Below are 12,052 nucleotides of genomic sequence, written 5' to 3' on the forward strand. Positions count from 1 at the left end.
TATAAGATTCAATTAAATAAACAATTAATTGTAAGAATGGAAGGAAGATTTGTATGGCTAAAACTAACGATCAGTGTGAAATATACTGCTTTGACCCGGAAAAGGTGGCCCGCGTCCAGGATCAGGTCGGGCAGGTGGATGCGCGCAGCGCTTCGCAGTGGTTTAAAGTGCTTGCCGACGAAACCCGGTACAAGGTAGCTTACGCCCTCAGCGTCGAAGGTGAGCTTTGCGGCTGTGACCTGGCTAATATTCTGGGAGCCTCAACGGCCACGGTTTCTCATCATCTGCGGATCCTCCGCCAGGCGGGCGCCGTCACCTACCGCCGGGAGGGAAAGCTGGTGTTCTATACACTCGCCGGAAATCAGATTACTCAACTGCTTGGAGGCATGGCACCGGGGATGGAGGAGAAGCCGCTTGGCATCTAAAGAGAAACCCCTTGAACGAAAATCAGCGGAGAAAGGATGCTCCTGCTGCAGCCGGGAAGAGACCGGCTCTGCTCCGGCATCAGAACGATCGTCCCGCAGCTTTTCGATCAATGTAACACCAGTCCAGGAAACGTCCTGCTGCAGTCCGGATCACGCGGGCGAAGAGGAAAGATGCTGCGAGCCGGAGGCACCCGCAAATCAAAAGGAGCCAGACAAAAAAGCTCCAGCGGACGAATACACCTTTCAGGTGGAGGGGATGGACTGTCCATCGTGCGCGTCTACGCTGCAAAAGGGCGTGTACCGTCTGCCCGGAGTGCAGGAGGCAAAGGTGCAGTACACGACCGGCAGCATGCAGGTGTCCACCGACGGGACGCTGGCTCCGGCAATGATCAAGCAAACGGTGCAGCGGCTCGGGTATGACACACAGCTGCCGGCAGCAGATGCTAGAGAAGCCTATAACATTTACGGCATGGACTGCGGCTCCTGCGCCGCGACCGTCAGCAAACACTTTGCGCAGCTCGAAGGCGTGCGGGACGTACAGGTGCAGTTTGCGACGGGAAAGATGACCCTCGATCACGAGCTGCCGCAGGAAACAGTCAAAGAGGAGGTCCGCCGGCTCGGATTTGAAGCGGAGCCAGTCGACGATCGCGGCTCGTCTGCCAGCCGGCCGGAGGCCTCTCCGCTCCGCGGAATGACAAATACGATCGTCTCCGGCGGACTTCTGCTGGCCGGTATTGCCAGCTCGCTGATGCCGGTCCCGGCGATCATTTCAATTATGCTGTATCTTTCTGTAATTGTCGTCGGGGGCTACAAGCCGGCGAAAAGCGCGTATTTTGCCATTAAAAGCCGGTCGCTTGATATGAACGTGCTCATGATAGGAGCTGCGATCGGCGCTCCGCTCATCGGGGAATACTTTGAAGGGGCGCTTGTCGTCTGGCTGTTTGCGCTCGGAAACGCTCTGCAGCAGTATTCGGTTGCTAAAACGCGCAAATCAATCAGCCATCTGATGGATCTGGCGCCGGCGGAGGCCTGGGTGAAAGCAGGGGACACATGGATCCGGCGTCCGGTGAAGGAGGTACGTCTTGGCCAGACGATGCTCATTAAGCCGGGAGAAAAGATTCCTCTGGACGGCACTATTCGCGAAGGACACTCGATGGTCGACCAGTCCCCAATCACCGGGGAATCACTCCCGATCGATAAAGAATCCGGAGATAAAGTATATGCCGGTACGCTGAATGACTTCGGCAGCCTGGAAGTCGAGGTGACCGCACGTCCGGAGGACACGACGCTTGCACGGATTATTCATTTAGTGGAAGAGGCGCAGGAGCAGCAGGCACCGACCCAGAGCTTCGTGGACCGGTTCGCCGCCGTGTACACGCCGATAGTGTTTGCCGCGGCGATCGCCGTGATTGTCGTACCACCGCTGATTGGCTTTGGCGGCTGGGCGGACTGGGTGTACCGCGGACTGGCGCTGCTTGTTGTGGCCTGCCCGTGTGCGCTCGTTATTTCGACGCCGGTGGCCATCGTGTCGGCGATCGGCAACGCGGCCAAGCAGGGCGTGCTGATTAAAGGCGGAGCCTTTCTTGAAGCCGCCGGCACCCTGAATGCCCTCGCCTTTGATAAGACGGGGACGCTCACTGAAGGGAAGCCTGTCGTGGAAAAAGTATACGCCAAAGACGGCGACGAGGACCGGCTGCTTTCGGTTGCGTCGACCCTGGAGGCATACTCCAACCACCCAATTGCCCGTGCGATTACAGCGTACGCCAGGGAACAGAAGGTGACTCCTCTTGAAGGGGTGAACTTCTACGCGGAGCCCGGAAAAGGCGTATCCGGTACGATCCAGGGTAAAGCGTATGCGGCTGGAAAGCCCGAGTGGCTGAAGGAAAAGGGCATTCAGACGGAGCAGATTCAGGAGGAAATCCAGAAGCTGCAGAATGAAGGCATGACCGTCGTTTTGATCGGAGACGGAGAGAGCATTTTGGGCTACGTAGGGGTCGCCGACAAAATCCGGCCGGTATCCTCGGAAGCGGTACAGTCGCTTCATAAAAACGGCATCCGTGAATTGACCGTCCTCACCGGCGACAATGAAGGCACCGCCGCGAAAATTGCGGGCCAGGCGAACATTGACCGGTACATGGCCGGGCTGCTCCCGGAGGACAAAGCAAAAGCAGTCTGTACGCTCCAGCAGGAAGGACGCCGTGTCGGCATGGTGGGTGACGGCATCAATGATGCGCCGGCGCTTGCCACCGCGGACATCGGCATTGCGATGGGAGGAGCCGGGGCAGACACATCGATGGAAGCGGCCGACATCGTTTTGATGGCGGACAATCTCGAAAAGCTGCCGTATACGATCCGGCTCAGCCGCAAGGCGCTTCGCATCATTAAGCAGAACATCTGGTTTGCGGTACTGATTAAAGTCGCCGCCCTGTTGCTGATTGTGCCGGACATGTTAACGCTCTGGATGGCAGTGCTCAGCGACACCGGAGCAGCACTCATTGTCGTGGCAAACAGCCTGAGGCTGTTCCGGCTGCGGGGATAAATGGTGGTAATATAGTATAAAAGCCAGACGGCGCCGCCTGGCTTTTTGCTGTTTACTGATTTAACGCCTGCTCGAGGCTTTCAATATTATCCTGCATTAACGATACATAGGTGGCTTCGTTTTCAATGTCTTCCTCCGTCACGGTCGAGAGGTTGTGCAGGTAGGCGACATCCGCGCCAATTTCGTCCTGCACGGTTTCGGCCGTTTTGGACGGGATGTTTTGCTCGAGGAGGACCGTGTGAATATCATTTTCTTCCGCCGTAGCCACAATGTCGTTAATTTCCTGGACGGACGGCTCGTCCTGGGCATTGATGCCGCTGACCGGTATTTGTTCGATGCCGTACCGCTCCTCCCAGTAGCCGTAGGCTGCATGGGACACGATAAACTGGTTGCTATCACTGGTTTCAGCGACGTCTGTGAATCCCTGGTCAATGTCTTCAAGATCGGACGCAAGTGCCTCATAGTTTTCCTCAAACGTTTCCTGCTGCTCCGGCATTTGCTCGACTAACTCGTTTTTAATACTTTCAGCAGCCTCCTGGGCACGTACCGGATCAAGCCATACGTGCGGGTCACTGCCGCTGTGACTGTGATCGTGGCCCTCGTCGCCATGGTCATGGCCCTCTTCCTCATGGCTGTGATCATGCTCATCGGACGCTTCCAACAGGTCCATGTTATTTGTGAGCTCCAGCACCTTCACATTTTCACCGTCTACAGTACTTTTCGCTTCATCAGCGAAGCCTTCCATTCCGCTTCCGGTCATAATAAACATATCACCTTCGGCAATGTCTGTTAGTGTCTGGGGCGTCGGATCAAAGGAATGGGCATTGGAGCCGGGAGGGACGACGTTTTCCACATTCACGTAGTCGCCTCCGATTTGTTTCGTAAAATCCTCCCAGGCAAACAGGGTAGTATAGACGTCCAGCTTGTCGTTTTCACTTGGCGGATTGTCATTACTATCGCCGGAGGTGTTTTGCTGGTTATCGTCACTGGTGCTGCAAGCCTGGAGCAGGAGAGCTCCGGCAACGATGGAGGCACCTAAAGCAGCTTGTTTTTTCATAGTATTCGTTCCTTTCATAAGTAGCATGCTGGTTGGGGAATGATTAATGCGAGATCATTTCATGCGTAATTTCTTCACCGTCCATGTCTGACGGATAATAGGTAGGCCAGTTGTCTACCTCCTCGAGCAGTTCATCGCTGTCATCGCCCCAGTAGAGGTGATAATGGCCGGCATCGGTCGGATTGATGCTGTGATCGCTGAACTGGATGTACTGTGGCATGCCACCGTCGCCTTCATCAAGTTCGAAGATGTACCGGACCCCGCGGTTGCCCGCTTCATACTCTAAAATTTCATGGCCGCCCGAAACGTATTCACCACTCATTTCTTCGCCGTCCTTTACAAAGGTAACGGTACCATCGTCTTCAATAGCAATTTCACTCACGTCGGTCTGATAGCCTTCCTCGTAGTAGTCCTTATATTCTTCCTCCGACATTTCTTCGTCTTCTTCCGCCTTATGGGCAAATACTTCATCCAGGGTGCCGTTCTCCAAATACGGGTAAACGGACTGCCAGTCGCCTTCCCAGTCGGATAAGGGCCGTTCCTCTACCTCGTCATTGTAAAAAAAGCCATCATAAATGCGCTCGTATTCAGCGTCATGGCCATGGCTGTGGCTTTCTTCCTCATCGTGGCTGTGGTCGTGGCTGTCACTTTCTTCGTCATGCCTGTGGTCATGCTCATGATCCTCGCTGTCTCCACTGCCTGCGTCCTCATCGTCACTCTGTTCATTGCTTTGTGATGCTTCGTCCGAGTTCTCCTGATTCTGCTCCTCGGACTCCGAAGCATTTTCACTTGCTGAGCCTTTCTCCGAGGCGTTGCCGCATCCTGTCACGATCATTGCGATGACGGTCAGGGCGCTTAACCCTTTTAATGGAAATTTTTGCATAAATACCTCTCCTTAAAGTAAATCGTAGTCATTACGATTTATTAATTAAAAAATATACAGTCTATATAAATGCGTTCCGGGTTTCCTGCTGAATGCAGGAGGCAGCCATACGGGCTCCGGAAATGTTCCGGGCTGTGGGGCCAATCGCAAAATCGGCAAGTGGTCCGCTTACGTAGAGTCCTTCCGCCCATGCGAGCGAATGTGCAGCAAGCGCCGGATAACCGCAGGGGGTGAGCGGCAGCCCATATGAATCGATAAGCCGGGCGAGAAGGGGACTATGGACCGGATGGTATTGATCGCCGGTGGCACAAAGAATGGCTCGGGCTTTCCAGGTTGTTTTTTCTCCGTGAATCAGCCAGGCTGCCGGCCCGGGGGTGACGTTTTGCACAGCTTCTTGCTTCACGTGAAGGTGTCCAAGATTTTGCTCCCGCCGAATCTGCCGGTACAGATTTTTCGTAATCGATCCCGGCCGGCGTGCCCGGCTAATGACGTTTTTTCGTTCGGAAAAAGTTAAAGCCCGCTTGCATGTCTGTTTATATTTGCCGCCCATCCATTCGGGGGCAGAATCGTATTCCCATACGCGGAGCGGGTGGCGAATAGCGAGAGTAGCCTGGCTCGGATAACGGTGTCCGAGCTCGAGAGCAGCCTGTACGCCGCTCATGCCACCGCCGATAATGGTGACAGGCGGAGCAACAGGGGTTAACTCCTGCTTTTGGTGAAGATGATAAGCACGTTGATCACCATTCGAAGGAAGCCATGACGGGAGCGAACAGTGCTCTTTCGTTCCCGTCGCGAGCACGACTCGCCTCGTGAAGATCGCTCCCTGATCGGTTTCGATTCGCCATCCATCCGTACAGCGGTCGATGTGAAAAGCAGAGGCCTGTTGAAAACAGAACGTGAGATTCATTTCTTCCACTACTTTCTCGCAATGCCGGCGAAAGACAGAGACTGAGGGCTTTTTGCTCGTATCGGAAAAATGGCTCAAATCATAATCATTACGTTTTGCGAAGCGAAATAAATCACTGGCCTCAGGATGCAGGTGGTGAACACCGGGCGAGCGCAAATATTTCATGCCTACCCGTGCGGTCAGCCTGTCCCAGGCCGCAAGCGGCGTGGCTTCTGAATCAATCAGCAACAGTCTGTTGTCACGTGTCAACGAAGGATCGGCATATGCCAGATGGGCGGCCGTCGTACATCCGTGGATACCGGCACCGATAATGACCCATTCAAGCATGAGGATGTTCACTCCCAGCATGTTCTTCATCGTGCAGAGAAACGAGCCAGGGGAAAGGATCATAAAAGGTGCTTGCGTCCAGCTGCTGTTCCTCTTTCGTTAACAAACACTCGGACAGCTCCCGGGTTATCTTCTGCCGATCCAGGTGCTGGCCGATAACCACCAGTTCGGTGCCCTTGTCACCGACGCCCGGATCCCAGTTGGCCTCGAGATCCGGCTGCTCCTTAAGTACGCGCTGCTGCTCGCCGGCAGGGAGGGAGGCTACCCAGTACGACACCGGCTCGAGCTGGATGGACGTGCCGGCCTGCGAAAGTAAAAGCGCTGTATCATTCCGGGTGACGCACCAGATAATGCCTTTGGCCCGTATCACATGTTGGGGAAAGGCTTCCAAATATTCCAGCAGCCGTTCGGAATGAAAAGGGATCCGGCTCTGGAAAACGAAGGAAGAGATATGATATTCCTCCGTTTCCGGCTCATGCTCCTTTTCGAGTTCCTGCAGCCAGCCCGGGGCCTGAAGAGCTTCATCAAATGAAAATGCCCCTGTCCCGAGCACCATGGAGGGCTCGACGCGGCCATACGCCGTTTCAATGATGGCTGCTTTCGGCTGAAGCGCCCGCAGCACACCTGTTAAATGCTGGATCTGCTCCCGGGAGAGCAAGTCTGTTTTGTTTAAAACCAATACATCGCAAAATTCGATCTGCTCAATCAGCAGGTCAGCAATTTCGCGCTCATCATCGTCTCCCGCGCTCTGCTTGCGCTCCTGCAGCGTCTCACCCGAAGTATAATCGGCCCAAAAGCGGGCGGCATCGACCATGGTGACCATCGTGTCGAGCCGGCAGCTGCCGGTAAGGTCGATCCCCGACGCCTCATCCTGATATGTAAACGTCTGGGCGACAGGAATAGGCTCGCTGATGCCGGTGGATTCGATCAAAATATAATCCACGCCCACGCGTTCCGCAATCCGGTGAACCTCCTGAAGCAGGTCATCCCGAAGCGTGCAACAGATGCAGCCGTTCGACATTTCCACCAGGTTTTCTTCTGTGCGCGAAAGAGAGCTGCCTCGTTCAATCAGACCAGCATCGATATTAATTTCGCTCATATCGTTGACGATTACGGCTACTTTCCAATCCGACTGTTCGTGAAGCAGGTGATTCAACAGGGTCGTTTTGCCTGAGCCCAAATAGCCGCTCAGAACAGTAACCGGGATGGGTGAAGACATAGCTGACTCCTCCTTATTTGGAACATAAATCGTAATTGTTACGATTTGTACGCTTCAATTACTTTATAAAATATTTTTCATACTGTCAACGGCTGTTTATGCATTTTTTACAGAAGACTACCAGGGCAAAAAGAAAAAACCCCTGTACAAAAGGGGTTTACCAAGGCGGTTTCAGGATCAAATTTTTAGTGAATAGAGAGTTCATCATTCTGGATAATGCTGATTCCGCACGACTAAAACATCACAGGAAGCCCGGCGGACGGTGCTTTCAGACACGCTGCCGAGGATAAACCGCTGCGTGCGTCCCATACCTGAAGCCCCGACGACAATCAGGTCCGCCTGATATTTCCCGGCAGCATCTCTGGGAATCACTGTTTTCGGTGTCCCGTGTTCGACGGAGTAGTGCACGGATTGGAGACCGTGGTTTTCTGCGTCGCTTAACACCTGATATTCCTGCAGCAGTTCATCGGCCCGCGTTTTATACTCGCTGATGATATCTTTGGTATAGGGCTCAAGCGATGAGAGGGACTGGGTATTCAGCACATAAATGACCTGCATTTGGCTCTGGTGTTCCTGTGCCATATGCAATCCGGCATAAAAGGCATTTTTAGACACGTCGGAGCCGTCGACGGCAATTAAGACCGAACGGTATACCGCGGAAGTATCGCTGTTTTTTACGATCCATACATCACAGGAAGCACGCCGGACGATGCCGGCGGACACGCTGCCGAACCGCTTTTTTTCAGAGCTGCCGGCACCCGAGCCGCCGGAGATGATGAGGTCCGGCTGAAACGACTTTGCAATGTCCCCGGCGATGACCGTTTTGGGTATGCCTTCTTTTATAAAGATACGCACATTTTCAATCCCTGCGTTTTCGGCTGTTTCCTTCCCCTCGGTGATGATCGCACTTCCATGCTTATTAAGGGCATGAAGCATTAAATCCGGGTACTGCTTCCGCAGTTCTTTGATGCTGTGGTAGTCGACGATATGACAGAGGGCGAGCGCGCTGCCATAGGCGAGGGCAGTCTCAATGCCTTTGGCGAGGCCAGCTTTCGATTCCTCCGAGCCGTCAAGAGCGACAAGTATTCGCTGGTAAGGGAGGGGCATAAGGCTTCTTCCTTTCTTGCATCCATCATTTGTGAATTGGTGGAAAGGCTGCTTATTTTCCGTTCCTGTCGGCACACATTTTGCGAAAGGTAGTGTAAAGAATGTAAATGAAGGAGGTGAGGGCAGTGCTCTGTATAAAACAAAGCCTGGAGCGGAGGGGCCGTGCGTAAACAATACCGGTCCAGAGACCGATCGCAAACAGACATATTTTTAACACGCCAAAATCCAAAACAGAATACGTGCGGGCGGCATTATGCACACGTTCGATCAGCTGTTTCATTATTCTCCCCCTTTTTCAAAGTGTAGAGAAGCATTGACGCTGGTTAAATCACATGAGAGGAAAATCCTCCGAGGCGAGATAGTACGTAATCAATTTTTCATCCGCCGAGTATGACGGACAGGAGGAAAGGGCCACGGCTTCAATAGCCACCACGCGCATCACCAGCTGCCGGAAGCGAATTTCCTCTCCCAATTCGAAGCTGACCTCTGTGTAATGCTCGAGAAAAAGCTCCTCCTGCAATTCAAGGGCGCTGCCTATAAACCACAGTTTATTCGGCTGTTCTGCATTTTCTGCAAGATAGACGAACCGGACGAGCGAGTACCGTTCTGCCTGAAAAGGCTCAGGCGGATGTTTTTGTTCCGAGAGATTCATGCGAAGTACTCCTTCCGGGGGTTGATTAGCGGCTTAAACGAGCCAGGGTAAAAAATCATATAGGTTATGTAAAAAGCAGTAGTAAGTGCCAGGGTCTTAATACCTTTGTAATTACCAGTATACACTGAAAATAGGGAATTGCATCGTTAAAAAGTCCTTCAGCAATTACTCACGACTAAATGCACAGATAAAATAATTACTTTACCAAAGTTATGCTTTAATGCAAAGGTGAATTTTATCCAGCGACTGCCCGTGGCAAAAGAAATAATAAGAAGTTATGACACCGGAGGCGTCTAATAAAGACTGGGTTTCGTGTAAAAATAATGACTGTATAATACAGTTGAGTATCCTTGCGTTAAAGTGAAAGATTGAAATGGAAAGGGGGAAGAGGATGCCGCCTGAAGCATCATTCAGTTTAAAAATACTGATTCTGGCTGTAGTTGTAACGATTGCAGTCATTGGAGCGATTGAATGGCTGAGCCGGAAATGGTACATCAAGCGAAATGGCGGCCTGAGAAAAAATAAGTACGCGAACAGGATGCACGTTGTCATCAGATACATCTTCTCCGCTTTATTTTTGGCAGGAACCCTCCTGGTAAATGTCTTTCAGGAGTTTTTTGAGCCTTCCATTTTTATCATCTTATTATTGTTTTATGCCATTTATACTGGGATAAGCGTACGTATGTGGAAGCGGGAAAGCGATAATCCCAATGATTACCGGTACGAGTGGTTCGTGCACGGAGGGACACTGGCCGTCGCAGCCATTGGTCTTACTGTGGTCCTGCTGATATTGGAGTACGTGTAAAAACGAAGCGCGAAAAAAAGAAAGCCCGGCCATGATAAAATCCGCCAGAGCTTTCATAGGCTGAATGGGGCTTTCTTGAATATAGTAGTCTCTTTTTAAAGCAAAGGAGCCAGCAGCCGTGAGAAATTTTCCTTCATCCGGACCGCCGCCGAGCGTTTCTGGTATTCGTCCCAGGTTAATTCCCGGCAGACGGCCTGATCGGATTCAAATACGGATTTCATCTTGTGGGCAGTCGGCTGGTCATACATAAATGCATTTAGCTCAAAATTAATGCGAAGGCTCCGGATATCCATATTTGCCGTGCCAAGCGTACTCACATGGTCATCAATGACCATCGTTTTGGCATGTAGAAAGCCATCTTCATACATGTAGACAGAAGCTCCCTCCCGAAGCAGTTCGCCGACAAAAAACGAGGTCGCCCAGTAGACAAACAGGTGATCCGGTTTGTTTGGAATCATGATCCGCACGTCCCGGCCGCTTAATACCGCAATCCGAAGGCTTTCCAGCAGGCTGAGATCGGGTATGAAATAGGGGGTCTGAATGTAAATGTAGTCATCAGCCTCCTGAATCATTTTTAAAAAGCCGCCTTTAATCTGACTCCGGGGCATATCGGGACCGCTCTGAACGAGCTGCATGGCAACGCCGTTTTCCTGACGGATTTTGGGAAGCGTGGTATCTGCAGAAAGAGAGGAGGAGGGGCCGCCCTTATTCCAGTCAGAGATGAAATAGTCCTGCAGCAAATAAACGGAACCTCCTCGCAGCCGTAAATGGGAGTCCCGCCAGTAACCGAATTTTTTCGTTTTTTTCACGTACTGTCTGCCTATATTGAACCCGCCCATATACCCAGTAGTCTGGTCGATAATTACGAGCTTCCGGTGATTCCGGTGATTGAGAGAAGCTTTAAATAGGGCGGAACGCAGCGGGAAAAAGGGCTCGGCCCAGCCACCCGCCTGTCTTAATGGCTCAAGCAGCTGCTTCGTTAATTTGATGGACCCTAAGCCGTCATATAATAAAAATACGTCCAGCCCTTCATCAGCTTTTTTTGTCAGCAGCTCGATGAGCGGGCGTCCAATCTCGTCCGGGGCGATGCTGTAGTATTGAATATACACAGAATGGCGGGCTGCCTGTATATCTTCGTATAATTGATCAAATTTTGCTTTTCCATCGGTAATCAGCTCAACCTGATTGTCTTCAGTCAGCGGAGAATAGTTGGCATGCAGAAGCATATGGACCAGCTCCTGCTTTTGTCTGCTGCCCTGGCTGTGCTGGAATAATTGCCCTTGACTGAGAGAATTCTGCTGCATATCCATTAAAAGCTGAGTGCGCGGGGCATCTGCCGAATTCCAGCGCTCGCTTTTTAATTCCCGTCCAAATAACAGATACAGCATGAGCCCTGCCAGTGGAAGAGTAAGCATGACTAATATCCAGGCCCAGGTAGCCGTTGCACTTTTTCGGCCACGCAAAATAATCAGCAGTACACACCCAATATTAAACAGTAGAATAATGTAGCCGACCGATTCCCACCATTCTAAGTTTGTCATCAGTGGTCATTGTCCCCTTTGGCTTTGTTTTAAGACTCCTGTTCCTCTGTGCCGTAATGCCGGTCGTATTCTCTGCCGTAATGCCGGCGGGCATGGAATTCATGAACGAGCCGGATTGTTGGACGGATAAGAAACTGAAAGCTCGCTACGACGAAAAGCGTTACCCCAAGAACGCGCCAGGGACCTTCAAAATAAAAGCAGATACTGCCGATAAAAAACCATAGCCCTAATAAAAAATCATTGATGGTATAAAGCGTGTGATAAACCTTTTTGAAAAAGGGAGTATGGCTCTGCATCCGGTTTTCAATATAAGCATCCCTGGAGGAGTTCCCCTGATTATTACGTTTATCAGCTACTCTGGCATTCATTCGACTTCCTCCTTTCGACACTTTTGTAGTATTTCACATGCCTATTAACGTAATTTGCTGCTGTGAAACTTAATTATTTACAGAGCAGGAAAAGATAACCTCTGAAAAATTCCTGACCCAATAAAAATAGAGTGGTTAACTGAAATATAATGAATGGCGGCAACTGGAGGAGTAAAAACCTGCTAGTAAACCGGAAGACGGGACTTTGTCTGTTTTCCGACT

Annotated in this window: 12 protein-coding genes; 3 read left to right on the plus strand and 9 right to left on the minus strand. The window is 51.6% G+C overall.

Annotation, left to right across the window (positions count from 1 at the left end; all coding sequences use genetic code 11):
• Positions 1 to 53 precede the first annotated feature (53 nt).
• The gene (locus Q9M42_RS02195) at positions 54 to 425 is read left to right on the plus strand and encodes an ArsR/SmtB family transcription factor (RefSeq protein ID WP_322524896.1); all 372 of its coding nucleotides are present in this window, start codon (positions 54 to 56) and stop codon (positions 423 to 425) included.
• Entirely contained in the window at positions 415 to 2,964 is a 2,550-nt protein-coding gene (locus tag Q9M42_RS02200; RefSeq protein WP_322524897.1) for a heavy metal translocating P-type ATPase, read from the plus strand. The genes Q9M42_RS02195 and Q9M42_RS02200 overlap by 11 nt, the downstream gene beginning before the upstream one ends.
• 52 nt (positions 2,965 to 3,016) lie before the next feature.
• On the opposite strand, the gene Q9M42_RS02205 is transcribed toward Q9M42_RS02200, so the two are convergent.
• From Q9M42_RS02205 to Q9M42_RS02235, 7 genes are all read right to left on the minus strand, one after another.
• Positions 3,017 to 4,021, minus strand: coding sequence for a metal ABC transporter solute-binding protein, Zn/Mn family (locus tag Q9M42_RS02205; protein ID WP_322524898.1), 1,005 nt, complete (start codon positions 4,019 to 4,021; stop codon positions 3,017 to 3,019).
• Between the two features lie 43 nt (positions 4,022 to 4,064).
• Positions 4,065 to 4,904, minus strand: coding sequence for a ZinT family metal-binding protein (locus Q9M42_RS02210; protein WP_322524899.1), 840 nt, complete (start codon positions 4,902 to 4,904; stop codon positions 4,065 to 4,067).
• Between the two features lie 61 nt (positions 4,905 to 4,965).
• The gene (locus Q9M42_RS02215; protein WP_322524900.1) at positions 4,966 to 6,201 is read right to left on the minus strand and encodes an NAD(P)-binding domain-containing protein; all 1,236 of its coding nucleotides are present in this window, start codon (positions 6,199 to 6,201) and stop codon (positions 4,966 to 4,968) included.
• Complete coding sequence (locus Q9M42_RS02220; protein WP_322524901.1) at positions 6,131 to 7,357, minus strand: GTP-binding protein; 1,227 nt, start codon at positions 7,355 to 7,357, stop codon at positions 6,131 to 6,133. The genes Q9M42_RS02215 and Q9M42_RS02220 overlap by 71 nt, the downstream gene beginning before the upstream one ends.
• 204 nt (positions 7,358 to 7,561) lie before the next feature.
• A complete protein-coding gene (locus tag Q9M42_RS02225; protein ID WP_322524902.1) occupies positions 7,562 to 8,464 on the minus strand; it encodes a universal stress protein in 903 nt (300 codons plus the stop codon).
• Positions 8,465 to 8,516: 52 nt separating this feature from the next.
• Entirely contained in the window at positions 8,517 to 8,744 is a 228-nt protein-coding gene (locus Q9M42_RS02230) for a hypothetical protein (protein WP_322524903.1), read from the minus strand.
• 48 nt (positions 8,745 to 8,792) lie between these two features.
• Entirely contained in the window at positions 8,793 to 9,116 is a 324-nt protein-coding gene (locus Q9M42_RS02235; protein ID WP_322524904.1) for a hypothetical protein, read from the minus strand.
• A 391-nt stretch (positions 9,117 to 9,507) separates the two neighbouring features.
• Here Q9M42_RS02235 and Q9M42_RS02240 point away from each other — a divergent pair, with 391 nt between their 5' ends.
• Positions 9,508 to 9,921 (plus strand): hypothetical protein, encoded by a 414-nt coding sequence (locus tag Q9M42_RS02240; protein WP_322524905.1) that lies wholly within the window; start codon positions 9,508 to 9,510, stop codon positions 9,919 to 9,921.
• A gap of 95 nt (positions 9,922 to 10,016) precedes the next feature.
• Here the strand turns inward: Q9M42_RS02240 and cls are convergent, their stop codons facing one another.
• Together cls and Q9M42_RS02250 are read right to left on the minus strand one after the other, a co-directional pair.
• Positions 10,017 to 11,462: a cardiolipin synthase gene (gene cls, locus Q9M42_RS02245; RefSeq protein WP_322524906.1), complete on the minus strand. Its 1,446-nt coding sequence runs from the start codon at positions 11,460 to 11,462 to the stop codon at positions 10,017 to 10,019.
• A gap of 29 nt (positions 11,463 to 11,491) precedes the next feature.
• On the minus strand, positions 11,492 to 11,830 hold the full coding sequence (locus Q9M42_RS02250) for a YrhK family protein (RefSeq protein ID WP_440972298.1): 339 nt from the start codon (positions 11,828 to 11,830) through the stop codon (positions 11,492 to 11,494).
• Between the last annotated feature and the right edge of the window lie 222 nt (positions 11,831 to 12,052).

It is taken from the genome of Marinococcus luteus, from assembly GCF_034497705.1.
GTDB classification, from domain to species: Bacteria; Bacillota; Bacilli; order Bacillales; family Marinococcaceae; genus Marinococcus; species Marinococcus luteus_A.